The organism is Streptomyces sp. NBC_00029, from assembly GCF_045160505.1.
Classification (GTDB): domain Bacteria; phylum Actinomycetota; class Actinomycetes; order Streptomycetales; family Streptomycetaceae; genus Streptomyces.
The window spans coordinates 8761031-8786429 of record NZ_CP108292.1 but is presented as its reverse complement, the minus strand read 5'-3'; the positions used below and the strand labels follow the sequence as shown (position 1 = coordinate 8786429).

Sequence of the window (25399 nt, the reverse complement as noted above, 5' to 3'; positions counted from 1 at the left end):
GGCTCCGGAGTCATCCGGTGGCGAGCGTTCCCATGTTGTACGTAGAGGTGTACCCGATCCAACTGTAGTGTTTCGCTCCTCCGAACGTTCCGGAGTGCACACCTCGTGCGACGTTGCCCGTGGAGCTACTGGCAACGGCACCGCCGCTGTCACCACCCGCGCTGGAGTATGAGGCCGCGGACTGCCCGTATACGACACAGCCGCAAGTGCTGCTGGTGTGGCTCGCGTTGGTAGACGAGATCGTCCCGCAGCGCGCATTCTCCGAGTTACGGCCGAACAGGCAGGCGGTGGAGCCGACAGACCCCAGCGATGATCCCGTCACCACCCGGGCCTTGTTCGCGGCATTCTGATACAACCAAGGCTGGCCGCCGCTCGGGATCGAGATGAAGCGCATATCGGCGTGGGTGCCGTTCGTGAGGGCATTGGTGCCGGTCAGGGAGCCGTAGGTGGCACTCCCCGAGGCGACCGAGCCGCTGTTTGTGCCCCACCAGCAGTGTCCGGCGGTCAGCGCCCCGCGCACACCGCTCCGGTTCACGACCCAGCCGATGCTGCAGAGCGAGTTTGACTTGCTGATGCCGACACCACCGCGGCGGGGCGAGTCACAGGCGTTGCGGGACGTACACGCCTCGTCAGCCCCGTCACCCTCGGTGATGATCGCGGGGACATCGAGCCGGGCCAGGACATCTCGTACGCCGGCCTGCTCGACTCCCGGGCGGAGGACTACCTTGAGCCCGTTGGTGGTCACGTCTTCCTCGACGGAGATGACGGGTATATCGCTGCCACCCGCCTTGGCGGCCCACTTCCACACGGCTTCCATGGCACCGGTGAGCTCGGTAGTGGAGTGCTCGACGACACGGAATTCGACGTCGGAGACCGTGCTGCCCGAATTGAGAGCTGATTTCATGAGCGCGTCCTGCCGATCCGATGCCGGCAGGGCTCCGGCAAACTGGACGACCAGGCGTCCATCGCGGCGGTTGTCGAGGAAATGCCCGGCAAATTTCTCCTGCTGGGAGAATTCGCGCACGACGGGCTCAACCGCGGACACAAGCGCGTCACGACGCTTCATCTCCGACGCCTCGGCAGCCGTTCCAATGAAACCCCACTCGTTGACGAGCCCCTCCTCACGGATGCCTACCGAAGGGGTCAGGGCCTCCCGGCCCCGGAGGATTTCGGCCAGCTTGCTCTCCGTGGCCTCGAAACCAAGCTCCCTGCGCAACCGCAGAGAATCGTTGACAACGCCGCCTTCCATCTGCTGAAGCAGCACATTGGGTGCAGGGGCTGACGCGGGGCGTGCGACTGCAGGGGCAGCGGCAGCGGTAGGGACGGCCATTCCGGTTACCGTCAGAATGGCCAGCATTATGGATCTGAGCTTCATTGAATCCCCCCGGAAATGATTGGCGCCACTGACACAGGGACGCCCCTCGGGGCTACTACGGAACCTCTGAGCCCTGAGGCATGGCCAAAATCTGCTGAGACAATAGAACTTGCTTCCGGCTGTTGCAAGAGCACCGCGAACCGGACACTTCCATTCCGCGACTCGGGGAGATTTCGCGCGCAGCATAGATGAGCAGCGCCTCGATCGGCCGCCCATGGAGCTTTACAGCTGAAACCGTTCCTGAAGTTGTCTCAATAACCCCGACCGCCGCCCCCGAGTCCACGGGGCAGTTGGATCAACTGCTTTCCAGGCCGTCGGCAGAGCCGACTCCACCGCGTGATCGTGGCCTGGGAGGAAGGGGCAGGAGTCGAGCAGGTCCGCCGTCGGCGAGTGCTGCAGGAGATCAGTGACCGGCTGGTCCTGGTCACTGTCCGCTTCGCTCACCAGCGCGGGCTCTTCCGGGGATGGCGAGGCGACCTCGCTGTCGACACGACCCCGTTCCCCGCATGGCACCAGCCCCACCCGGGCTGGAAGGACCTGTCGTCGATCGAGATCACGGCGGGCCGGCGGCACCCCGCAAGACATCCCCTGGAAGAGAAGCGCGTCAGCCGGCATCCGCAACTCGCCTTCGGCGCCGGCCTCGACACCCCCGAGAACCGGATCGGCCCGAAATGCCATCCACAGCCTCACCAGGCTCGTCCCGTTCGGGTTCCCCACCGGGTTCCTGGCCGCCGACCGCGCCTACACCGACCAGCAGCCAGGCCACGCTCCGCCATGCCCACAGACGGCCGGAAGCGCCGCATTGATGCAAACCACCCCAAGCAACCCCCTCCGGCCGACGCCTGGTCAGTGACCGCGGCAGGCCGAGCAATCGGACACCACGTCGAACAGACCCCGGAAACGCCGAGATCCCGCCCCGCCTTGCGGCGGAACGGGATCTCGTGACGTTCACGAGAGCTACTCGCGAACTGTCGACACGGCTGTGGGCGGGGGTCAGGCTCCGATGCCGACGGACGAGACGTAAGCGTAGGCGGCATAGTCGGAGTCGAGGTCGGTGATGACGTCGTCCCAGATCTCGTCCACCATCGCCTCGTCGCGATCCGCCCACGCCTGGACGAGGTCGGGCCAGATGTACCGAACGGTAATCGAGCGGTCGCTCAGGGGGCGGCTGTACTTGGTGTCGACGTGGGTCTGGTCGACGGGGTAGATCTCCATGCGGCGGCCTTGGCCGTTGTTGTCGAGGTGGCGGGCGAGCCAGCCGGAGCGGATCAGGTTCTCCCGTCGGCGCCACCAGTACGCGGCGTCGATCCGCTCCCTGGACGCCGGGGAGGGTGTGGCCTTGCCGCGGGTCCAGGAGCGCAGGGTGCAGGTGCTGACGCCCTGTTCGGCGAGGGCCTGGCGGCCGGCGGGGCTGTCGAGGTAGCGCAGGCGGGCGGTCAGGCCTCGGTGGGAGGTGACGGGCGAGACGATGCCGGAGGTGTGGACGATCCGGTTGAGTTCCAGGATGAGGGCTTCGCCGCCCTTCATGCCGCGGGCGTCGTGCCTTTGCCATTCGCCCCAGCGGGACCACAGGTCCTCGGATCCTGCCATCAGCGCTTACCCCCCAGCGTGTAAGTCTGCTTTTCCTTCACCTGGTTCAGGTCCCGGCCCTCGGCGAAAACTGTCCGCCAGTCGCCGATGACATGCAGTTCGTCGGTGCCGGAGATTTCCACGACCTGGATTCCTGCCTTGTGGATTTTGTTGGCTTTCATCCACAGATTCGCGAATGCTTTCGCTCGCATAATGTGCATCCAGTCCGGGCGTCGCATATCACGGTTCGCGGTGGACTCACCCAGGGTGGAGACCAGCTTAGAATACATGGATTTCACGTAGTTGACGGTCAGTTCGTCGCCATCGGCGAGAGCTGATTTCCGGACTTCCGCAAGGGCGCGGCGCAGTTTTTCCAACAGGACTTCTGTGCCGCCGGAGACGAGTGAGCGGTGGATGGTCGGGGCGTCGGCGAGGCCGTCTCGGGCGCAGTCGAGGAGGAGGCGGAGGGTGGATTCGGTGACCCACAACTCGCCCGGCTCCATCCGGTTGCCCAGCGGGTTGGGCAGGTCGGTGTGCTCCCACTCGGCCGGAGTGATCAGGTGGACCCCGGACTTCTTCCGGTCGTGGACGCCGCTGGTGTCTTCGCGGAGCTGTCCGATCGGGAGCCAGCACTTGAAGGCCGAGAGGTAGGCGGCGTTCATGTCCAGGGCCGTCACCTCGAACTCCTCGCCCTGCTTGGCCGCCTTGAACACGTGGGGGTTGCGCCACTTCGGCCGGCCCTCCCAGATCTCGTCCGCGCCCTTCTGGGACCGCTTCTTGAGGACGTCGGCGGTCGGCGGGAACTCCGAGTGCTCGTACCGGCCACCGACCCGCGAGGCCTTGAAAAACTTCATGACATCCGGGATCGCGGACTTCAGGAGCATGACCTGAGCGGCCTCCAGGTCTCCAGAGCACCCCTGCAGAGCCTCGTGCACCCGGCTCGTGATCTGGTCGATCAGCGACCCGGAGGCGTACGCCCGCGGACCGCGCACCACCGCCGGCCCCGCCGCCGGCACAGGCACGGACTCGACCTCCGGCACGACCGGATCCGCCCCTGCCTCGGGCGCGGGTGTGGGCTCCGGTGTCGGGGGTGCGGCGGGAAGTTGCGGCGGGACGGGGGCAGGCGCGGGCACGGGCGCCGCAGGGGCGGGGGTCGCTGAGGCGATGGCGGCCGCGCACTCCTCGGCGCTCAAGTGCTGCGCGAACCCGTCCACCTCCTCGTCGCACGGCTGCCCGCACAGCACACACCGCAGCGCGGGCGCGTCAGCCGGCTGAACCGGCGGCCGCGGGGCAGGCGCCTGCGGGGGCTGGGCAGGTGCCTGTGGGGGCTGGGCGGGGAGCTGGACGGCGGGGAAGGGGAGTTGCGCGGCCGCGGGCGGGGCGGGGGTTGCGAGGTCGGCAGGGCGCAGGGCGGGGATCGAGCCGTGCAGGACGCCCACCGCATGCGTGGGGCCAGCCAGGAGGTCCAGGACGTGCAGGCCGAAATGCGCGGCGAGGCCGTCAACGTCTTCGAGCGACCAGTGCTGACGGCCCCCTTGTTTCCGGGAAATCTGGGCCTGCGACAGTCCGAGCCCATCAGCGAGGACGTGCTGACGCTCACCAGAGCGCGACATCAACGCAGCGACCGTGAGCCTGAGAAGTTCTTCCGTACCCATCACCATGATGCGACCCTAGACTATTTGATGCGGAAAACGCATCAACGATGCGTTGATTGCCTCGTCGATTTGGGCGGTTCCGGTCGCAGGTCCCCCGCTTCGGCACCCATCGGGTGCGCGGGCACCCGCCCCTATCGCGGACCGTGGGCCGCCGAGAAAGGCGTAGCAGCAGAAGGTGTCGTTCCCCTGGCCAGAGCCGCGTCCTTGAGGCGGTTAGTGGCGCGGTGGAGACGGCCTCGACGCCGAGGTGGTCAGGCGGGTGTCCTCGCCGGCCTCGCCCTCGACGAGGACGAGCTTGAGCGGCGGCTCGACCTTGGGCGTCCGGCAGTATGTGGTCGCCGGGCGCAATAGACGTGCCCGCACGGGCCGGGCGGGCGCCGCTCGGGGCGAGCACGGGGCGTCCAAGAGGCCCCCGCAATGCGACGGCCACCGGGGCGATCCTCAGCCCGTACCGACCGAGTAAGTGAGACGAAACCTCCAGTGGAGTATCGGCTGATCGATACGCTTCGCAGATCACCAACGTCGCTCTTGGGGCGATGTGCACACCGTTCCGGGGGGCAACATGGCGATCACCTTCGCTGTCGCCGAGATCATGCTCAATACAGGCCTCATAGTGGAGCCGCCGCAGGATGGCATGACGCTCTTCATCGGGTCCAACAACAGTGGCAAGTCGCTCCTGCTCCGTGAACTCGACGCGCAGATCGAGCTCCCCGGTACAACAGCTGGCAGGACCACCCGGTGGATCCGACAAGCCCTCCCACGGCACAGCGGGAGCAGCGAGGAGTTCACGGCCTGGCTGGAGGAGGGCGGATACCGGACTTGGACACCCAGCACGGCTGAGCACTACGTCTCTCCGAGCGGGGCGGTGCTCCTCAAGGACTCCATGCCGCATCGCTGGACGTCCTTCTCGCTCGCGGAGCTGACCCCCTTCCTCAAGCAAACGCTGTGGACCGAAGACCGCCTGCAGGTCGAATCAGAGGTGGAGCACTGGGACTTCTTGTTGCCGCCGCAGTCCAAGCTCCAGTACCTGTACGAGGACCGCGCAGCAGAGTCGCGCTTCTCTGAATTGGTGCATCAGGCGTTTCGCCACCACGTCTGTGTAGACCGGTACGACGAGCGGATCCGACTCCGCGTTGGTCGGCCTCACCCCGACCTGCGGGACGCCCTCCCGGGGGCGGCGCGAGAAGTCGCCGCAGCGTACCGAAACCTGCCCTTGGTGTCGGCGCAGGGCGATGGGTTCCGCAGCTTCGTGCAGATCCTGCTTCAGGTGATGGTGCGGCCCGCTCCCATTGTCATCATCGACGAGCCCGAGGCGTTTCTGCACCCGCCGCAAGCCCGCCTTCTCGGCCGTCTTCTGGCCGGCATCCGAGGGCAGACGCAGTTGTTCGTCGCGACGCATAGCGCCGACTTCCTCGCCGGAGTCCTTGAAGCGGAACAGGCTCGCCCGGTGTCGATCGTCCGTCTCGACCGGTCATCCGGGGCCCCTGCCGCCCGGCTGCTGAACCCGGACGCCGTGCAGGGCCTGCTGCGCACTCCCCTGCTCCGGTACTCGAACCTGTCCTCGGGTCTGTTCTACGACCGGGTCGTGCTCTGCGAAGCCGCCGGTGACTGCCAGTTCTACGCCGCGGCCTTTGACGCCACCAAGGATGCATCGGCCGCACACGACAACACCCTCTTCCTCCACACCAGTGGCAAAGCGCCTCTGGGCGACACCGCGCGGCGGCTACGGCAGTGCGGTATCCCCACCGCAGTCATCGCCGACTTCGACTACCTCCGGTCTGGTCTCGCCGCGGCCGTCACGAGTCTCGCCGACGTCACCGAGCACCTGGACCCGGACCTCAAATGCCTCCGAGAACATGCGGCCGGATCCCGGAGCGAGACCTCCGCAGGCGGCTTCAAAACCGAGATGAACGCGCTCCTGAAGGGCGTCAAGGCCAGTGACCCGCTTCCGGATCGGGTCCTCGGTGAGCTCACCAAGCTGGCCAAGGGCGGTGACCGGTGGGGGGACCTCAAGAAGTCCGGCCTGGCCGGCCTTCAGGGCGATCCGTACAACGCTGCGGAGCGCCTGCTGCAGGCGGCCGCCGACCTCGGCCTCTTCGTCGTACCCTGCGGCGAGCTGGAGTCCTGGGTACGTCAGGTGCCCCGAGGCGACAAGGGGCTCTGGTCTCAGAAGGTCTTCAATGACGGATGGCACGCAAAGCCGACCGACGAGCTGAAAGCCTTCTGCAGCAGCATCCGCGCGTACCTCAGGGACGGAGCGGCGGACTACGCCAGAGCCGCAGCACAGGCCCTCCAGGTCAGCTCCCGCCTCGACCGCGAACACGCTGTCGTCACCAACAGCAGCGACGCCCCCCTAACGGAAGTACGGGTCATTCGCGCCACCTATACCCACGGCGGCCGCCACCACATCCAACCGCTATGGGGCACACCCGAAAACAAGACCTCCGGTGTCCTGCCGGCGGGAGACGAGTTCTCCGTGCCGCTCTTCCTGATGAGCGACGGCGAGGGATATGAGGAGTTTCTCCCGCAGGGCTCCGCGGACCAGGAGCTCATGGTTCACTTTCGTGACCGTGCCGGCCTGTGGTGGGAACGCATCGGCGACAAGCCTCCCACCCGGCTGCCCTCCGGCCCTTCCGAACCCGACCTCGAGCCGCAGTAGCCGGCCATCACCCCACCTCGTCGATAAGCATGACGTGCGGGGCGCCGCCACCGATTTCCACCAGCTCACCCCTTCACAGCTGCTCAGGTGCGTCGCCCCACGCCAGTGACACTGCACCTCGTGGACTCTCCAGAGGCGCCGGGGCCCCTCAGATGCCTCCGAGTCGGCGGCATGCCGCCTCGACCAGGGCGCTGCCGGAGTGCGCGAGGGGGTTCGTCAGGACGGCGTCGATGACGTGGGCGGTGATCTGGGCGAAGGCGCGGAAGTTGCCCCGTGCGCAGCGTTCGTCGGCTCGGGCGATGTGCTGTGGCGGCACCCTGCCCCACAGCGGGTGGAAGGCGGGCAGGAGGGCCTGGGCCTGAGCGGGGGTGAGTGGCGGGATGTGCTGGCGGGTCAGGATGCGGGAGGCGAGTTCTGGTAGCCGCTGGAGGGCTTGGGTGCTTCCGGTTCCGGCCAGGATGAGGGTGGTGGGTGCGCCGGGGTCGACTGCCAGGCGGCAGAGGTATTCCAGGGCGGGTGGGGAAAGCCGTTGGATGTCGTCGCACACCAGCACGTGCGGGCTGCGCAGCGCGGTGGCCAGGGCCTGGTCGGTGGTGTTGCGCCGGTTGTCGGGGCGCACCTTGAGTGCGAGTGCTTCGGCGATCGCGTGGCGTAGCTGGGAGATCGTGGCGCCCACGGGTATCGGGACGCGGCGGATGGCCGGGCCGGGCGGCAGGCGGGCGAGGGCGTATTGCAGGGCGATGGTCTTGCCGGTCCCCGGGGCGCCGTCGATGTTCATGACGCCGCCGGCGGCCACGACGTGCCGCAGGGCTGAGGCGGTCTGTTCCAGGGCGTCGGTGACCACCACGTCCGCTTCGGGGATCAGCGTGTCCACGCCCGCTGCGGCGCAGTGGGGGCCGGCCACGAAGGGGTGGTCGCCCTCGCAGGGGCAACGGCGGGCCCGGTACAGGGGCGTGGACAGGTCGGCGGCAGGGCGGGGACCCGGCTTCCGGCTCTGCCTCAGGTCGTGTTCGGCTGCCAGCAGGGTGTCCATCCGGGCCCACGTCGTCTCGTCCCAGGCGGGGGCCTTCAACAACCATCCCGCGCGGGCGGGCGGGGTTCGGGGCGGGGGTTCGTCGCGTGCCTGCCACAGCCAGCGTGTCACCGTCTTCACCGGCACCCGGGCAAGGCTGGCCGCGGCGTGACGGTGCGGGCCCAGCAGCCGACCTGCCTCGTCGATCGCGAGCAACCGCTCGACCAGCACCGCATGGGACAGCATGCCGTCCCGGATCACCTGCGCCATCCGTCAGCCCCTCACCAGACGAAGGAGGCCAGCGCCGTCGCGGCGGCCAGAGGTCGGGAGCGTGCAGGCTCGCGCACGCTGCCCGCAGTATCCACGCCGCCAGGTAGTCGCGGTTCCTGAAGCGGACGCCCTTGGTGGAGAGCACCCGGACACGGCCGTCGTCCTCCAGGGTGAACGTCCACAATGCGTCCGCGCGGATCTCGCGCGACGGCGTCGGATCCGCCTCCCACACCTGAAGCGGGGACCGGCCCTTCAACGGCCCCGGGTGGTGGGAGGTGTTCCACCAGGCCACCCAGTCCAACAGGCGGGCGGTAAAGTCCTCGAAGTCCAAGAGCACCTCGTCCTTCGGCCGCGCCCGGCGCCGGCCCGGGCGCGGCTGACGTACGTAGCCGGGCAGCGCGGCCAGGAACATCGACTCAACGGCCCGGTTCAAGCCCTCCACCGTGCCCTTGAGGTGCGGGGTGTAGGCGGGCAGGTCCTCCACCTCCACGGCCAGGGCGTCGAACGCGGCGATCACCGTCCTCGACAGGAAGTCCTTGCCCCGGTCCACGCGTACCTTCTCCGGGAGCCCGCCCTGCGGCCCGAACGGCTCCTCGCGCACCACGGCCGCCCGGAGCGCGGCCAGGACCGACTCCCCCGACGGATGCCCCGGGGTGACCGCCACACCCATGATCGTGTTCGACGCGCAGTCCACGAACCAGGTGACCCACGGCCGACGCGCAGCGCCCTCGACGTCGACCAGGACCGGGGCCTGGACGTGATCGGCCTCCCACACCTGGTTCCGCCAGCCCCGCGGCCGGGCCAGGAACACATCATGCTTGCGGGCCTCACGCTCACCACCGGCAAGCCCCGCCCGCTCCCCAGGCGTCAGATCACGCCGGATCGCACGGTGCAGCGTCGGAACCGACGGAGGCGGATCACCCTCGCCCCGGGCCGCACGGGCGGTCAACTCACGGTGGACAGCGGCGACGTTCCCCTTCCACAGCCCTAGCAGAGCCCGAACCTCCGCAGTGACCGTGAACCGCCCGTGATACCGGGCCCGCTCCCCCGGCGCGGCAGCCGCGTCCGTGTCCTCCTCGGCCGCAGCCAGCCACCGCCACGCCGCCCGCTCCCGCACACCCAGAGCATCCGCAGCCACTCGGACATGCCGGGTGGTGAGCTTCCCCTCCCCACGCAAAGCCAGCAGACTACGCACCGCGGGCCCCCGCAACGCCCGCACCGACACGGCCGGCAAAACCGCGTCCGTATCCCCGCCCGACCCCGGCGGGTGAGTCCCCTCATCCACCCCCGATCACACCGACCACCCACCGGCCAGCGGCCAGCGGCCAGCGGCCAGCGGCCAGCGGCCAGCGGCCAGCGGCCAGCGGCCAGCGGCCAGCGGCCAGCGGCCAGCGGCCAGCGGCCAGCGGCCAGCGGATCAGAACTCACGAAACCGAGACAGCGTCACCCCACATGCGGTAAACCCCCGGACAGCGATCCCGAACCGATCTCTCACCCCCCAGACAGTGGCACCGCCCCTGAAAACAGCCCTCAACCAGCAACAACCCGGCTGCCTCTCACACCACCGCCCCGAAACCGAGAGATCGCACGTGGAGCCGATACGCCGCTGGTGATCACAAACGGTCACCGGCTGGTTGGGTTCCTCGGAGAGCCGGTGACAGTTGAATACGAGAGCCCACCGGTATCAGCCCCCTGTACCCGCCGAAGGTTCCCGGTCACAGCCCTACGTGCGCGTTGGCCGGGCCCGGACGGGCGGGACTCGGCTTCATGCGTCCGGCCCACCCCGGGTGCCACACCCCGCGGGTCCGGCGACGATCACAACCAGAGGCATGTGTGCGGCGGCGGAGGAGGAGCGATGACCCACCTGGCGCGAATCTCCCTGGCGGACGGCGGCTCCCTGCTGGTCGAGGCTCCGACGACCACAGAAGGGCCGGTGAAGGCGGGCCGGCTCGGAGAGGCCATCCACGAACTCCCGATCAGCCTGCAGTCGGCCCTGGGGCCGGTGACAGAGGCAGCGAGCGCCGTACTCGCCCAGCTGCGCAAGGCCGGCCCCGACGCGATCACGTTCGAGTTCGGCGTGGACCTCGCCTTCGAGGCCGGGGCCGTGATCACCAAGAGCAGTGCCAACTGCCATCTGCGCGTGACGATGGCGTGGGAGAAGAAGTCCGACGACCCCGGCACGGGCCCGAAGGCGGGCTGACCCCATGGACATCAGCGGGGCCGTGGCCCAGGTCCTCGGACCGGACGACCGGGTGGCTGGCGTCGGCTTCCTCGTCGCCGAGGGGATCCTGATGACGTGCGCGCACGTCGTACGCGCCGCCGGCGGCGGCCCCGGTGAGAACCTGCGCCTGGTCTTCCCGCACGCGGACGGCACCCCCGAGGTCGAGGGCCTTGTCCTGACGGACGCGTGGCGCGCCCTGGAGAACGAGGACGTGGCTGTCGTACAGCTGAGCAACGACACAACGGCGGGCATCACCCCCCTGCCCCTGGGCTCAGCGTCCGGCTCCCGTGGCCACAGAGTGCACTCTTTCGGCTTCCCGGCCCAGGCCCCCGTCGGCGGCCACTTCGGCTACGGCAAGGCCGGCGGCCTGCTGCCCGCTACCGGGGGCCGCAGCGCCCACCTCCAGCTGACCGGTGCCAACGACCTCACCACCGGATTCAGCGGCGGCCCGGTAGTCGACGAGGTGACCGGCCTGGTCATCGGCATGCTCACCGAGATCACCGCCCCCGACGAACACGAGCGCGGCCAGGGCATCGCCTACGTCACCCCGACCGAGGTCCTGCGGGAGATCTGGCCTGACCTGACCGAGCAGGACGTATGCCCCTACCGGGGACTGGAGTCCTTCACCGCGGAACAGGCCCAGTGGTTCGAGGGCCGCAAGGACGCCGTCCGGCAAGTCCTGGCCAGCCTCTCCGAGCAGCAGCGGGTGATCCTGCTCCTCGGCCCCTCTGGCTCGGGTAAGTCCTCACTGGTCCAGGCGGGTGTAGTGCCGGCGCTGGCGGCGGGCGAGGTACCGGGCAGCGACCACTGGCTGCCCGTGATCGCCCGTCCCAGGCAGAACCTCCTTCTCGAACTCGAACGTTCCGGACTGCCCGGCGCGGTCAGCGGCGGAATCGCCGCGGCCGTCACGCGCAGGCTCGAGGACGAACCCGGGCGCCGACGCGTCATCTTGGTCATCGACCAGTTCGAAGAACTCCTCACCCTGCCAGCCATCGGCCGGGACCGGGACCTGCGCCTGGCTGCCACGAACGAGATCACCACGGCGGTCAAATCAAACGCCGCGCTCTTCGTGATCCTGGTCATGCGCGACGACTTCTACCCCCAGCAGGCCGCCCTCGCCCCCAAGCTGCTCGAAGCCGCGATGCCGGGCCTGCTCAACATGCCAGGCACGCTCAGCCAGGAGGACCTGCACGACATCATCACGCTGCCCGCCCTGAGGGCCGGCGCCCATTTCGAGCCGGGCCTGCCCGAGCACATCATCGCCGACGTCCTGGCCAGTACCCCCGAGGGGAAGACCACCCGCCAGGCACCGGTCACGGTGCTGCCTCTGCTGGAGCTGACTCTTAGCCAGCTGTGGCAGCGACGCCACGAGGGATACCTCACCCACGACGCCTATCGGCGCATCGGCGGCGTCACCGGCAGCCTCACCACCTGGTGTGACACCGCCCTCGACCAACTGCCCCCGGATCACCTGCCCATCGCGCAACGCATTCTGACCTCCCTGGTCCGCTCCGCCGACCCCCGCCACAACATCCCCGCCATCCGTAAGCAGGTCACCCTGCAGGAGCTACGGGAGCTGGCGGCCGACCTCGCCGAGGGCCCGGACAACGGCAAGGCCGTCGACGAAGTCCTCGACACCCTCATCCGTCACCGCCTGATCACCACCCACACGCCGAGCGTCTCCCTGTTCCGCAACGCCCCTCCGGCCCTTCCGGTGGCCGAATTGATCCACGACGCCCTCATCCGGGACTGGGGCACCCTGCGTGAGTGGGTCAGGCAGGACCACCGCTTCAAGAGGTGGCTTGACCAAACTGATACACGTCGGGACCGCTGGGCTGAAGGGAACGACACCGGAGACCTTCTCGCGGGCACAGCGCTCGCGGAGGGCCTCGACTGGGCACAGCAGCGCCGCCTGCCGGCCGATATCGACGCCTTCCTCACTGCAAGCAGGGACCACCAGCAGGCCGGCATCCGGCGCAGCAGACGCCTCAACGCGGTTCTGGCCGTGCTGCTGGTGCTCGCACTGTTCGCCGCCGGAGGAGCGATCTGGCAATGGCGGACGGTCAGCGAGGAGCGGCAGACGGCTCTGTCCCGCGAGCTCGCAGCACGGTCCGGCACGCTGATCGACTCGAACCCCGATCTGGCTGCACTTCTGGCCATCCGCGCCTACCGCACCAGCCCCACCTCCGAGGCCGTCGAAAGCCTGGAGAACGCAGCCGCTCTCCCGCTCCGTCTACGCTTGGCCGGCCACACCGAATGGGTGAACGGAGTGGCGTTCAGCCCCGACGGGCGCACCATCGCCACCGCCAGCAGCGACAAGACCGTGCGGCTGTGGGACCCGGCCACCGGCACGCAACGCACTACCTTGACTCGCAATGCCTCCGGCGGACTGGTTGCATTCAGCCCCGACGGAAAGACCTTGGCCACCGACGTCGACGACAACACCGTACGCATCCTCGATCTGGCCACTGGCAAAGAAGGCGTCACCCTGACCGGCCACGACGACGCCGTGTGGTCGGTGGCATTCAGCCCCGACGGGAAAACACTCGCCACCGGCAGCGGCGACAAGACGGTACGCATCTGGGACACAGCCACCGGCAAAGAAGGCGTCACCCTGACCGGCCACGACGACGCCGTGTGGTCGGTGGCATTCAGCCCCGACGGGAAAACACTCGCCACCGGCAGCGGCGACAAGACGGTACGCATCTGGGACACAGCCACCGGCAAAGAACGCACCACCTTGACCCATAACGCTTCTGGGCTCTCGGTGGCGTTCAGCCCCGACGGGAAAGCACTCGCCACCGACGCCGCCGACTACACCGTACGCGTCTGGGACCTGGCCACTGGCAAAGAACGCCTCACCCTGAGCGGCCACGACGACGCCGTGTGGTCGATGGCATTCAGCCCCGACGGGAAAACACTCGCCACCGGCAGCGGCGACAACTCCGTACGCGTCTGGGACCTGGCCACCAACAGCGAGCGCATCACCCTGACAGGCCACACCAACGGGGTGAGTTCCCTCTCCTTCAGCCCCGACGGAAAGACCCTTGCCACCGCCAGCCACGACGAGGCAGTGAGGCTCTGGGACGTAGCCGTCAGAGAAAACCGTGTCACCCTGAACGGCCACGACGACGCCGTGTGGTCGGTGGCATTCAGCCCCGACGGGAAAACACTCGCCACCGCCAGCTTCGACCACACCGTACGGCTCTGGGACATGGCCACCGACAAGGAACGCGCCACCCTGAAACACCCCAACGCCAAGGTGTGGTCGGTGGCATTCAGCCCCGACGGGAAAACCGTCGCAGCCGCTGGCTCCGACCACATCGTACGGCTCTGGAACACGGCCACCAGCAAGGAACGCGCCGTCCTGAAGGACCACACCGACGAGGCAACCGCGGTGGCGTTCAGCCGCGACGGGCACAACCTCGCCACCGGAGGCGTGGACAGCGCCGTGTTCGTGCGGGACGCGACCACCGGCGAGGTTTACTGGGAACTCACTCTGAGCAACACCGTGTCCGACATGGCGTTCAGCCCCGACGGGAGAACTCTCGCCACCGGCACCGTCGACAACGACGTAGTGCTCTGGAACTTCGCCGACGAAAAATTCGTCACGCTGTCCGGCCACAAAGGACCGGTGAACTCGGTGAGGTTCAGCCCCGACGGCGAAACCCTCGCCACCGCCAGCTCCGACGGAACCGTATGGCTGTGGAACGCGGCCACCGGCACCCACCGCTTCACCTTGCCCGGCCACACAGGGCCGGTGAATTCGGTGGCGTTCAGCCCTGATGGAAACATCATCGCCACAGGCAGCGACGACAGCACCGTGCGGCTGTGGGACATGAAGACCCGCGAGATCCGCGAGAGACTGCCCCAACCCAGTGAGGTCAATTCAGTGGCGTTCAACCCGGACGGAACCACCCTGGCCGTAGGCAGCGCCGACGGCAGCGTGCGACTGCTGGACGTCGTCCTCCGCAAACCCGCCGACGCGATCAAAAAGATCTGCCAGGCCGTCAACCGCAATCTGACTCCCGGGGAACAGAAGGCCTACCTTCCCCACCAGTCCGTCGGCCCGCTGTGCCCCAACTAGGGAAATGACCGCGAGGTCAATGCCCCAGCAGCAGCTCCGCCAATGCAGCCCCGCCTCCCCATCCCCGACGGAAGAAGGCCCTCGCCGCCCAGCTCCTCGAACCACCAACGCCGCTCTTCGCACAGGGCACACCCGCCAGCTGCCACAGCCGGCAAAGCGGCGCCCCGAACCAGCACCCGTTCCCGCAGAAGCCGGGTCCCGCTCTTCCTGATCCACCCGTCGATCACACCCACCCACCGCTGGCCGGTGGATCAGAACTCACGAAACTAAGACAGCGTCACCCCACACGCGATAAACCCCCAGGACAGCGATCCCCACCGATTTCTCACTTGGCTTTATTCACGGGTTGTGGTTCTGGCTCACTTTCCGTGGACCGTGCACGCTGAGTGACGGGTCTCGGACGAGTCGGCCTTGGGGAAGTTGCCCGGAATTGGCCCGTACCGGGTGCGGTGTGGCCGACAGTACGGCCCGTGGAAGAAGTAGTGCTCCAGCTGGAGGAGTTGCTGTTCCCGTCGATCGCCGACGTGGCGGTACTGTCCGTAGCCGTGAACGACGAGGCGGTACGCATAGAGGCCCGAAGCACAGCGGCTGGGGCCATCTGTCCCGGATGCGGGATCTGGTCACGGCGGGTTCACAGCTCCTACCTGCGGTTTCCTGTTGATGTGCCCAGTGGAGGCAGACGGGTCGCTCTCTGTTTGCGCGTCCGCAGGTTCCTCTGCCCGGTGATCTCGTGCGAGCGGCGGACCTTTGCCGAACAGCTGCCGGGTTTGACCCGTCGGTACGGTCGGCGGACCGAGCGCCTGCGGGCGACGCTGGCCGCGGTTGGCCTCGCGCTCGCCGGTCGCGCCGGTGCCCGCATGGCGAGTGTGTTCGGTGTGTCCGTGAGCCGCAGCACGGTGCTGCGGCTGGTCGAAGCGTTGCCCGACCCTGAAGTTCCGGCCCTGCGGGTGGTCGGCGTCGATGAGTACGCGACCCGCAAAGGGCGTCACTACGGGACTGTCCTGGTCGACGTCGAAAGCCGGCGTCCGGTGGACCTGCTGCCCGACCGGGAGGCGTCCAGCCTGGCCGATTGGCTCGCGAAACGACCAGGGGTGGAGGTGGTCTGCCGCGATCGGGCACCGTTCTTCGCCGAAGGTGCCGCGGCCGGGGCGCCCCAAGCGGTGCAGGTCGCTGACAGGTGGCATCTTTGGCGCAACCTGAGTGAGGCTGCGGAGCGATGCGTCGCAGACCACCGAGGATGCCTGCACGTCCTGGCGCCAGATCCAGTCCAGCCTGCCCCCGAGCCGGAGAAGTTCGAAGATCCCTTCGGCTCGCCCTGGCCGAGGGGACACCGCTTCGCTGACCGCACCCGTGTCAACCATGCGACCGTCCACGAACTGCTGGCCACCGGGCTCAGTCGGAGGGCGATCGGCCGCCGACTCCGGATGACCTCTCGCACCGTCAAGCTCCTCGCGGACGCAGCCACCCCGGAGGACCTGTTCCAGGGGCAGTGGCAGGGCCGGCCATCCAAACTCGACGTTTTCAAGCCCTACCTAGATGACCGCTGGAACCAGGGCTGCACGAACGCCTGGAGGGTGTGGGAGGAGATCGTGCCGCTCGGTTATCAGGGCAGCTACCAGCGGGTTCGCGCCTATTTCCGGGAGAAGCGGCTCTCGCCAGGCTCCGTCACGCCTCGGCCACCGTCTCCTCGAGTCGTCGCCGGATGGATCCTCCGCCGGCCGGAGACCCTCACCGAGACGGAGCATCTGCGGCTCAAGGCCGTTCTGGTCCACTGCCCTGAACTCGAAGCCCTCACCGGCCACGTCCGCTCCTTCGGCCAGATGCTCACAGAGCGCCAGGGCGAACGGCTGCCACAGTGGCTCGATGCCGTTCGGCGAGACAATCTCCCCAGCCTCCATACGCTCGCCGCAGGCATCGACCGTGACCGCGATGCGGTCATCGCCGGCCTCACCCTGCCCTGGAGCTCAGGCGTCGTCGAGGGCCACGTCAACCGAATCAAGATGCTTAAACGCCAGATGTTCGGCCGGGCCGGCTTTCATCTCCTCCGCAAGCGCGTCCTGCTCTACTCGTGAAGCGCAGGGCAGACCGCGGTGGGGGCCAGTTGGATTTCCCGTCCGCAGTCGTCTGATGGGGAGCCAATTGGCCACAGGATAGGTGACGGTCAGTGACTGGGTTCGCGCTCGTCATCCATTTTGTTCGGCGGTTCCCGCGACGGCCGGACCGAGATCGGTGGGGAGGTGGCGCACTGCCAGGGCGACGGCTTCCCCGGCTGTGGCAGCCTCGCCGAGAACGTCGTCGGATAGCGGATGCCTCTTCACGCGGAATGGGCTGCCACTGTGTGACGGGACGATGGCCACCTCATCGCGGAACGGGTATCCAGTGCAGGAGCTGAAGCCGAGCGTCCAGTGGCTGGAATATACATAGAGCCGTCGCAGCCGCGGTTCGGCATGAGCCGCTTCCACGAGTTCGTCGAACCCTGAGAAATCCGGTTCCTCGGCCGCCTGCTCCCGCATCGTGCGCCACTGCAGCTCCACCACCGCGGCCGGCCCGTGTTCGTGAGCTTCGGCGCGCTTGCTGGAGCGCAGAAACGACAGCTCCGCCCGCAGCTCCCGTAGGCTCCTGCCCTGCCCCCATGCCGCTCCTGCCCTGACGACATCCGCCAAGTTGGGCGTGGCTCCGGTGATGAGTTCGACTCCGTGACTCCAGCCGGAGACACCGAACCAGCGGCTCTCGGCCCCGATGTGAACGGATAGCGGCTTGCGCTCAGGGACCGACGAGGCGATGCCGGCCGAAACGAGCGGGCCCCAGTCGCCGGGAACCACTGTGAGGTCGGCACCGAGTTCGGCCGCCAGCTGTTCCAGCGCTGCGGCCAGGCTGCCCGCAGCAGCCAGATCAGGGTAAAGGTCAGAGTCCACCTCTATATTCTGCCGTCGTGACGCCACCAAGAGAACGGCGATCAGGCGTCGCAGCGAGAGCCGTGGACACGTAACTCCAACTGTCCGTTGCTCACGGCCCGGGGAGCCATTGACATCACACTCAGTCAGCCCCCACGGAAAGTGAGCCAGAACCCGACAATTGACGTCACTCTGGCCTTCGCGGCTCCTCCTGCTCATGCGGGTGATCGGAAGTCGCTGCGTCAGGGATGATCGAAAAAGAGTCTGGGCTCGCGAGGGGAAGGGACGGCGTGATGGCGATCAGTGCGCTGCATCCGGAGAGGACGGCCAGGCTGGAGGTGCTCGTCAACGAGTGCCGGCCGTTGTTGACGGGTGACGGCGGGATGGTCGCAGTGCAGCGGCTGCTGAGTGAGCGTCGTGTCGAGGTGCTCGATGCGGTGGTGATCACGCGCGAGCTGCTTGGGGCGGGTCCCACGGCACTTGGTGAGGCGAAGACGATCGTCCTGACGAGTCCGGGCAGGGGGCGCGAGCTGAGGTGGCACGATCAGTTCATGGATGACCTGGAGCAGAGCGGTGGCCTCGACGAGCACTGAGGCAGCTCCGCCCGCTGAGTCCGCAGCCCGCCGCCCGTGATGTCGGCGTACACCCGAATGTGGCTCTGGCAAGATTTTCGTAGGCGGAGATCATCTCGGTGACACGGTCGGTTGGTCCGCATAGCGGCGGCGGAGGTGGGCGATCAGGACGACTCGGTGGCGGAGAAGGAGGACACCGGCGCGGCCTGCCATGATCCGTTTCTGCAGCTTGACGTCGGTGATGCGGCCTTCGTTGACCCCGGAGTTGTAAGGGGTTGTGATTCCCTGAGCGACGGCATGCCGGGCTTCGCGTAGGGCTCCGGCGAGGCCCGCGAGAGGGGCCAGTCCGCTGTTTGCAAGCTCGCTCAGCCAGTCCGGCAAGGGTGCCGCGTCCTGGTTGTCGACCATGGTGGCGAAGCGGCGGACCAGGTCGTGGGTGAGCTTGAGTTCGGGGCAGTGGTCGAGGAGCCGGGGCAGGCGCTCATTGATGTGCGGGCTGCGGCGGTGTGGGTGGGTGGTGATCCAGCGGGCCGCTTCGCGAGGTGAGGGCGGTCGTTCGCGTGGCTCGTCGATGGGCAGGCCCCGACGGAGGGTTGCGACGGCCATTTTCACGCGCTGGTAGTGGCCGAGGTAGCCCTTGGTCTGCAGTTCTTCGTGCAGGATCTTCGCGCTGTGCTGTCCTTCGTCCCAGCGTTGCCGCAGGTAGTCGAGGTAGGGGTCCAGCGTGGAGGGCTTGCGGGGCGGCCGGCGCATTACTTCCTGCCAGGTGCGGGCTCGGGCGTACTTGCCGACGGTGCGGCGGTCCAGGCCGAGCTCGCGAGCCACGGAGCTGTGGCTCCGGCCGGTGCGGGTCAGGGCCTGGACAGCCCCGAACAGACTCTGGGCGTGACGCCCGGCCCGGGTGTCCGCCGCGGTGCCCTTGCCGGTCTCGCCGGCCGGTGGGGGATCGTCTTCACTGACTGCGGGCAGGGCTGCGGGTAGACAGCTGCGGTGGGTGGAGGCGATGTCCTGGACGCGGCGGGAAAGGCCCTGCCAGAGGTGAAATCGGTCGCTGACCTGCACGGCTTCGGGGGCGCCTGCGGTGATGCCCTGTCGGTAGGTGAGGGAGCCGTCGCGGCAGGCGACCTTGACGCCCGGGTGTTCACGGAGCCAGCGGCCGAGCTGTTCGGCGTCGCGTCCTTCCCAGAGTGTGAGCGGGAGCCGGGTGGTGGCGTCGACCAGGAGAGTTCCGTAGGTGCCGCCGTAGAGTGCGAAGTCGTCCAACCCCAGCACCCGGGGCGTGACCAGTGGCGGAAGTGGCACCCGCATCAGCTGGGACAGGAGTGCGACCCGCGAGAGCCTGATGTTCAGGATCCGCAGCATCCGAGAGCCGCCCCGGCCGGCCAGCACCACGCCGACGTCCTCCACCAGGCGCTGCAGTCGTGGCGTCCGCCGCTGGTAGCGCACGGTTAGCCCCGGTACTTGCTCGGCGAAGGTCACCTTCGGGCACGTCGTGTTTTCGCAGTACAGACGGCGTACGGACAAGTCGACGCGCCGAGGCTTAGCCTCGTACAGGGGCCGGTCGCCGATCGTCGCCCAGTCCAGGGGGTATTCGGCGGCGCCGCGCCGTCCGCACGCACACACCGCCCTGAGGGCGTCGGCGCGCGGGCGGCGGTACCGGCCGTCGTACGCCGACCAGTGCCTGGTCGACGGCACGTCCGGACCACTCCCGACATCGAAACACACCGGACCCGGCTCAACACCACCGATGAGGACACCTACCGCGCCCGCGTGCGCGTCCCCGAAATCCACCGTCCACCAGTCCCACTTCACCAGCGCACACCACCCTCTAGCAGGCCCCCGTCGGCAGACCGGCCGGATCACGCCAGCCACCCTGCCCCGCCCGCGCACCCGCCCACACCGCGGCGGCCCTCAACAACCAGCGCGGTTGGATACCGGAGCCGGGTGCCGTCTGCAACTCGCCGATGACCTGCAGGCCGACTTGCGCTACCGGCCAGGTGGCACGTCGGGCTTCGATCTGTTTCAACCACAAGCAGTCCATGCTCGTCGTGAGTTGAGGTGGGCGGCTACACAGGGGTCAGTGGGGGGGCACGGCCCCGGTCATCGGCCGGCGCTGGAGCAGACGGAGACGGTCGGCGACGAAGGCCCACTCCAGGTCCTGCGTCCCGCCGAAGACCTGCTCGCAGCGGGCGGTGAGTTCCCGCAGGCTCTCCAACCGCGTCTCGTCGAGGCAGAGTCGGTGAATTCGGTCGGCGGGGACCGGGACCTGGCTCGTTCCGCCGGCCAGCGCGGGCTCCACGGCCAGGTCCTTCATGCCCGCCGTGCGCTCGATCACCCTGCCGTCGCGGCGGACCCGGTAGTGATCCGGTACGACCAGGCCGCTGACCACGGCTTCACCCAGGCCCCAACTCGCCTCGATCACCAGGACGTCGGAGCCGTCGAGGGGGTCTCGGGAGAACAGGACTCCGGCGCACTCGGGTACCACCAACTCCTGTACCACCACTGCCACTCTGGGCCGGCCGGGCAGCCCGAGCCGCTCACGGTAGGCGAGCGCGGCGGCCGAGTGCGCCGAATCTCTGACCGTTCGGACCGCCTCGGTCAGCCCGTCCGAACCCCGTACGTTGAGGCAGGTGAGGTGCTGTCCGGCGAAGCTCGCCCCGGCCGAGTCCTCGCCCAGCGCGGATGAACGTACGGCCAGCCCGCCGCCCTGCAAGTCGGTGGTCGACACGTGCAGGGCGGCGAGCGCCTCGTCGTCGCCTGCTGCGACGACGTCGACAAACAGCCATTCCAGAGCGATTCCTTCCGGTACCGGTAGACCGGCCCGGGCGGCAGCCGCGAGTTGTGAGGCCTTGCCGCCGTACCGGCTCTCGTCGGTGGCCAGGCGGAGCGGCACCGGGGCGGACCACGTGCTCGGCGACAGCGGACCGGTCATCGGACCACCGCCGCCTCTCCGGCCCGGCCGTCGACCCGCACCCGGGCGCCGTCGGGTATCACCGCCGTGGCATCCGTGCATCCGACGACTCCGGGGATGGCGAACTCCCGGGCGACGATGGCGGCGTGGGAGAGCGCCCCACCGCGATCGGTGACGATCGCGCCGAGCAGCGGCAGGACGATGTTGAAGGCCGTGGTGGTCGCGCCGGTGACCAGGACGTCCCCGGGCTGGATGCGCTCGAACTCGGGCACGCCGCTGATCACCCGTGCAGTGCCCTCGTACACGCCTGGGCTTGCGCCGAGCCCGTGCACGGTCCGCCCCTCGGTCCGCGCTGCCGGGTTACTGAACATGGCAAGGACGATGGCCCCGAGGGCGCGTTCCAGGCGTGCCGCGGCGGGCGGCAGCCAATCAGGCGGCAGTGGGTCGCCCGGGGGTGGACCCAGCATCGGCGGCGCGTCCGCGTACCGGGCGTGGTCGCGGTAGTGCGCCCGGGCGGCGAGTTCTGCGGCGTCGGGCCCGGAGCCCGTACGGACCAGGGCACGCAGCTCGGCGTAGCCCGCCTCGGCCAGGTGGGCGGGTGCGTAGATCCGGCCCTGCTCGGTGAGCCGTCGGCCGGCCGCCAGGATGGCGCGCCGGGTGAGGCCGATGGCCGGCAGGTCCGCGCACGACCCGCGCTCGTCGCGCAGCCGGGAGACCAACCGCGCCTCGGCGAGCAGCTCGTCGAAGCGGGAGCGGTGCGGCGCGGGTACGGCGTCGCGAAGGTCGGCCGCCGCGTCGGCGCGCTGGTCGGGGCGGGCGTCCGCCTGGGGCCTCGTCGAGGAGGAGACCGCCGAGCGAATGGCCGCGAGCACGACGGCGGGCAACTCCGCCACGCAGGGATCGCCCACGTCCTCGCCATTGACGGGGCGCCAGCCCGCTGTCTCCAGGTAGTCGGCAAGGGCGGTACTCGTACGTCCCGCGACGGCCCCCAGCGCCGCCAGCAGCTCCTGGGGTCGCGCCGGGGAGGCGAGCAGCTCGCTCGCCCGGGGGTCCGCTGCCACGGCGGCGGCCAGCTCGGCCAGTTCCTCCCGGTCCGCCAGCGGGTCGGGGCTCGATCCTGCCAGCGGGGCCAGGATCTCGCCGGTGGTACGCCCGGTCCACTCCTGACAGTGTGCGAGCAGATCGCCCATCGGCAGCAGTGCCGGCATGTTGAACAGGTGGTGCAGGTAGCCGGCTCGGCGCTGGTGCTCCCGGCATCGGTCGAGGTAGGCGAGCAGACTGCCGGTGTCGAGGAGACCGGGCTCGACCTGCTGCAGTTCGCGCCGCTCGCGCTGTAGCCCGGGTCTGACCTCCTCGTCCCATCGGCGCAGGTCCTCGCGCCACAGCTTGCGCTCGAAGACGGTCACGCTGGTCGCGAGCCTGGTGCGGATCTCGGGATGATCGGCGACAAGGCGTTCCCAGACCTCCCTCGGCGGGTGGTCCGTGGCGTCCGGCGGGGCTCCCAGCGGCTGCGGATGGTAGTAGCAGAAGCCGTTGACGAAGGCCCAGTCCAGCCGTTCCAGCAGCGACCCGTACCGGCGGAGGCTCTCTCCGAAGCCGCGATGCATCTCCTCGATGAAGATCTCGGCGTGGAACCTGGTCACCGGGCGGGTGAAGTGGGTCGGGTCCAGGAACCAGGTACCCGGCCCCGGCGGAGCGAAAGTGCGTTCCGTGGCGATGCTCATGGCTCTCCTCCTCGCCGGTCATCCGCTCGGGTGGCGTAGCGGGCCGTCCGGGTCTCGCCGCAGCTCGTCCGTGAGCACCCGCACCGCCCAGGCGGCGGCCATGCCGGCCTCCGCCCCGTCGAGCCCCGCCTGCAGCCGCATGGCCTGCCAGGCCGGGGCGCTCACCAGCAGGTACAGCACGGCGACCGCGCGGCGGCGGGCTACCGGGTCGGCGTCCGCCGTGAGCTCGGCCAGCGCCGCCTCCACCGAGTGGAACCGGTCCCCGCGGCCCTGCTCCCGCAGCGGCCGGGCCGCCTTGGAGTTCAGCATGGCGAGGATCAGTGGCGCGTGCTCGTCGTACGAGCGGTAGAGCTCCGGCGCCACGCGGCGCAGCCCGCCCAAGGTGTCCGGGTAGGACTGCGTGAGCACGTGCAGATTCTCCTGGGCCCACCCGCTCCAGTCCGCGAAGAGTGCCTCCCTGGTCGGGAAGTGCCGGTAGACGGTGCGGACGGCGACGCCTGCGCGCTCCGCCACGAGCGGGATGGTCAGCTCCTGGACGCTTTCGTCGGCGATGGCCTCGGTGAGCGCGGCGAGGATCAGCTGCCGGGTCTGCTCAAGCTGCCCGGCACGCAGCGGACTCTCGTACGCGCGCTTCTCTTTCATGGCACGTCGACAGTACTCCAATTCATGCCAAACTGTCGAGAAACGGTATAAATATTCCCAAGGAGGGATGGAGGCTGAGGGGGATGCTGGACGGACATCCGGCTCTCATCGGCTGCCTGGGAAGGTCGGTGAGCGCGAGGGCCGGGAGGTGGAACCGAGCGCGAGGATCATCGACGCGCACGCAGTCGGTGCGGGCCGCCACGTCAGTGCCGACCGCCTCACGCGGCCACGACGGCGCCAAGAAAATCCATGCGACCCCGGTATCTCCCGGGCGCACCCGCCGGGCCCTTCAGGCGTGGGCGCGGTCGTGGCGGGCCAGGTGGGCGGCGGCGATCTCGGCGAGAGCCGGGCCGGTGCTCTCGTAGGCGAGGGGGGCCAGGTCCGGGGGCGGGATGTAGCCCTCGGGCATGGCCGCATACGCGCGGTCCAGCAGGTCGGCGTAGCCGTCGGCCAGGGTCTGGGGCCATGCGCCGGTCAGCGGGGGACGCATGCGGGCCTCGGCGGCGAGCGCGGCGTGATGCGCGGCTGCCTCCGCGGCTGCCTCCTTCACCGTGAGATCGGAGATCAGCTCCCGGCCCGGGTCGAAGGCGGCCAGTACTCCGGGGAGCGGATCGTCGGTGGGAGTGGGTGCCAGGAGGGCGTCGGCGAGGGCGGCGGCGATCAGCGGGGAGGCGTGCAGGCCGTCGCGGTGCGTGCCCGACGCGACCCACAGGCCCTCGCGGAGGGTGGGGCCGATGACGGGGTGGCCGTCCAGGCTCAGGGGACGGTTCCCGTGATGGGTGTGGGTGATGCCGGCGCCGGCGAGGCGGTGGTCGAGCTGGCTGAGTGCGGCGTCGAGGAGGAAGCGCAGTGCTCCGGCGGTGGGCCGGGGGGGGGTGAGGGCGGGGTGGGCGCTGGCGCCGAGGTAGAGGGAGCCGTCGGCCTGTGGGACGGCGTGGAGGCCGCAGGCGTAGGCGCGGTTGGGTGTGCGGATCACGGCGGGCCATGTCTCGGGCCCTGTGACGGTCACCGCGGTGCCCGCCGCGGCAAGGACCGGGACGACGGGCAGGTCCGGGTCGAGGGCTTCGAGGATCGGGGTGGTCCAGGCGCCCGCCGCTACCACCGCGCGCGGAGCGCGGAAGACGCCGGCAGGTGTGTCGAGGAGGTAGCCGCCCTCCGGGGCTGCGGTGAGAGTGCCGGCCGGGGTGCGGATCGTGTGGGGCAGCGCGGCCAGGGCCGTGTCCAGGGTGGCGAGCCAGGCCCGCGCGTCGAGGAAGCCTTCCCCGGGGAGGTACCAGGCGCGCAGGGCACGGTCGTTGTCCAGCGGCCGATACCCCGGGATGCCCGCCGGCGTGGTCTCCTCGCAGCCCAGACCGTACTCGGCCGCCGCCTGGGCCACAGCGGTGAACGAGGCGTCGTCCAGGGCGGAGGAGACCGCGTTCAAGATCATGAATGTGCCGGTGCCGTATCCGTCGCGGTCGGGGGCGGCGGCGCCCGCAGCGGTGCGGACGCGGGCCCGCCAGGACGGCCAGAGCCCGGCCGCCTCGACCGCGAGGTCGGTCCGCAGCCGACCGTGCCGGGTCCGCAGCCCGCACTCGGTGACCTCACCCAGCGCGCCGAGCATCGCCCCCGCCGCACCCGACGCCGCGGCGTTCGCCGCCGCCCCGCCCGTATCGCCGGCCAGCACCACCCGGACCGAGGGCTCCGCCACCGCGAGCGCGAACGCCAGGGAACGGCCCACCACTCCCGCGCCGACCACCAGCACATCCGCACCCTGCACCGCCATGCCCCTACTCCCCGCGTCACAGCCCAGAACCCGGCTCCGGTCG

The 25399-nt window shown here is 69.2% G+C and carries 15 protein-coding genes; 5 read left to right on the top strand and 10 right to left on the bottom strand.

What is annotated here, in order from left to right:
- Positions 1–10: 10 nt before the first annotated feature.
- The 3 genes from OG753_RS40445 to OG753_RS40435 all read right to left on the bottom strand — a co-directional run bounded on the left by OG753_RS40445 (position 11) and on the right by OG753_RS40435 (position 4557).
- Complete coding sequence (locus tag OG753_RS40445; protein ID WP_405786546.1) at positions 11–1357, bottom strand: S1 family peptidase; 1347 nt, start codon at positions 1355–1357, stop codon at positions 11–13.
- Positions 1358–2368: 1011 nt separating this feature from the next.
- Positions 2369–2965, bottom strand: coding sequence for a hypothetical protein (locus OG753_RS40440; protein WP_405786548.1), 597 nt, complete (start codon positions 2963–2965; stop codon positions 2369–2371).
- Entirely contained in the window at positions 2965–4557 is a 1593-nt protein-coding gene (locus tag OG753_RS40435) for an acyltransferase (protein ID WP_405786549.1), read from the bottom strand. The genes OG753_RS40440 and OG753_RS40435 overlap by 1 nt, the downstream gene beginning before the upstream one ends.
- A gap of 604 nt (positions 4558–5161) precedes the next feature.
- On the opposite strand from OG753_RS40435, the gene OG753_RS40430 reads away from it, so the two are divergent.
- Positions 5162–7258: an ATP-dependent nuclease gene (locus OG753_RS40430; RefSeq protein WP_405786551.1), complete on the top strand. Its 2097-nt coding sequence runs from the start codon at positions 5162–5164 to the stop codon at positions 7256–7258.
- Between the two features lie 148 nt (positions 7259–7406).
- On the opposite strand, the gene OG753_RS40425 is transcribed toward OG753_RS40430, so the two are convergent.
- Positions 7407–8540 (bottom strand): AAA family ATPase, encoded by a 1134-nt coding sequence (locus OG753_RS40425; RefSeq protein ID WP_405786552.1) that lies wholly within the window; start codon positions 8538–8540, stop codon positions 7407–7409.
- A 1855-nt stretch (positions 8541–10395) separates the two neighbouring features.
- Here OG753_RS40425 and OG753_RS40420 point away from each other — a divergent pair.
- The 3 genes from OG753_RS40420 to OG753_RS40410 all read left to right on the top strand — a co-directional run bounded on the left by OG753_RS40420 (position 10396) and on the right by OG753_RS40410 (position 16920).
- The gene (locus OG753_RS40420; RefSeq protein ID WP_405786553.1) at positions 10396–10740 is read left to right on the top strand and encodes a CU044_2847 family protein; all 345 of its coding nucleotides are present in this window, start codon (positions 10396–10398) and stop codon (positions 10738–10740) included.
- Between the two features lie 4 nt (positions 10741–10744).
- Positions 10745–14848 carry a trypsin-like peptidase domain-containing protein gene (locus tag OG753_RS40415; protein ID WP_405786555.1) on the top strand — a complete coding sequence of 1368 codons (4104 nt, stop codon included), beginning with the start codon at positions 10745–10747 and terminating at the stop codon, positions 14846–14848.
- 470 nt (positions 14849–15318) lie between these two features.
- Positions 15319–16920, top strand: a complete 1602-nt coding sequence (locus OG753_RS40410) for an ISL3 family transposase (protein ID WP_405786557.1) — start codon at positions 15319–15321, stop codon at positions 16918–16920.
- Positions 16921–17031: 111 nt separating this feature from the next.
- On the opposite strand, the gene OG753_RS40405 is transcribed toward OG753_RS40410, so the two are convergent.
- Positions 17032–17763, bottom strand: a complete 732-nt coding sequence (locus tag OG753_RS40405; protein WP_405786558.1) for a DUF6193 family natural product biosynthesis protein — start codon at positions 17761–17763, stop codon at positions 17032–17034.
- A 272-nt stretch (positions 17764–18035) separates the two neighbouring features.
- On the opposite strand from OG753_RS40405, the gene OG753_RS40400 reads away from it, so the two are divergent.
- Positions 18036–18335: a hypothetical protein gene (locus OG753_RS40400; protein ID WP_405786560.1), complete on the top strand. Its 300-nt coding sequence runs from the start codon at positions 18036–18038 to the stop codon at positions 18333–18335.
- Between the two features lie 90 nt (positions 18336–18425).
- Here OG753_RS40400 and OG753_RS40395 read toward each other — a convergent pair whose 3' ends face one another.
- The 5 genes from OG753_RS40395 to OG753_RS40375 form a co-directional block, all read right to left on the bottom strand.
- Entirely contained in the window at positions 18426–20009 is a 1584-nt protein-coding gene (locus OG753_RS40395; RefSeq protein ID WP_405786562.1) for an ISL3 family transposase, read from the bottom strand.
- A gap of 382 nt (positions 20010–20391) precedes the next feature.
- The gene (locus tag OG753_RS40390) at positions 20392–21246 is read right to left on the bottom strand and encodes a PEP/pyruvate-binding domain-containing protein (RefSeq protein ID WP_405786564.1); all 855 of its coding nucleotides are present in this window, start codon (positions 21244–21246) and stop codon (positions 20392–20394) included.
- A complete protein-coding gene (locus OG753_RS40385; protein ID WP_405786565.1) occupies positions 21243–22949 on the bottom strand; it encodes a PEP-utilizing enzyme in 1707 nt (568 codons plus the stop codon). Before OG753_RS40385 ends, OG753_RS40390 begins: the two co-directional genes overlap by 4 nt.
- 18 nt (positions 22950–22967) lie before the next feature.
- Positions 22968–23591, bottom strand: coding sequence for a TetR/AcrR family transcriptional regulator (locus OG753_RS40380; RefSeq protein ID WP_405786567.1), 624 nt, complete (start codon positions 23589–23591; stop codon positions 22968–22970).
- A gap of 289 nt (positions 23592–23880) precedes the next feature.
- A complete protein-coding gene (locus OG753_RS40375) occupies positions 23881–25356 on the bottom strand; it encodes an NAD(P)/FAD-dependent oxidoreductase (RefSeq protein WP_405786569.1) in 1476 nt (491 codons plus the stop codon).
- Between the last annotated feature and the right edge of the window lie 43 nt (positions 25357–25399).

Bases quoted from the DNA above. Each gene is read 5' to 3' on its own strand.
- OG753_RS40445 (WP_405786546.1), bottom strand. From the start codon at position 1,357: ATGCTGGCCATTCTGACGGTAACCGGAATGGCCGTCCCTACCGCTGCC.
- OG753_RS40440 (WP_405786548.1), bottom strand. From the start codon at position 2,965: ATGGCAGGATCCGAGGACCTGTGGTCCCGCTGGGGCGAATGGCAAAGG.
- OG753_RS40435 (WP_405786549.1), bottom strand. From the start codon at position 4,557: ATGTCGCGCTCTGGTGAGCGTCAGCACGTCCTCGCTGATGGGCTCGGA.
- OG753_RS40430 (WP_405786551.1), top strand. From the start codon at position 5,162: ATGGCGATCACCTTCGCTGTCGCCGAGATCATGCTCAATACAGGCCTC.
- OG753_RS40425 (WP_405786552.1), bottom strand. From the start codon at position 8,540: ATGGCGCAGGTGATCCGGGACGGCATGCTGTCCCATGCGGTGCTGGTC.
- OG753_RS40420 (WP_405786553.1), top strand. From the start codon at position 10,396: ATGACCCACCTGGCGCGAATCTCCCTGGCGGACGGCGGCTCCCTGCTG.
- OG753_RS40415 (WP_405786555.1), top strand. From the start codon at position 10,745: ATGGACATCAGCGGGGCCGTGGCCCAGGTCCTCGGACCGGACGACCGG.
- OG753_RS40400 (WP_405786560.1), top strand. From the start codon at position 18,036: ATGGCGATCAGTGCGCTGCATCCGGAGAGGACGGCCAGGCTGGAGGTG.
- OG753_RS40390 (WP_405786564.1), bottom strand. From the start codon at position 21,246: ATGACCGGTCCGCTGTCGCCGAGCACGTGGTCCGCCCCGGTGCCGCTC.
- OG753_RS40385 (WP_405786565.1), bottom strand. From the start codon at position 22,949: ATGAGCATCGCCACGGAACGCACTTTCGCTCCGCCGGGGCCGGGTACC.
- OG753_RS40380 (WP_405786567.1), bottom strand. From the start codon at position 23,591: ATGAAAGAGAAGCGCGCGTACGAGAGTCCGCTGCGTGCCGGGCAGCTT.
- OG753_RS40375 (WP_405786569.1), bottom strand. From the start codon at position 25,356: ATGGCGGTGCAGGGTGCGGATGTGCTGGTGGTCGGCGCGGGAGTGGTG.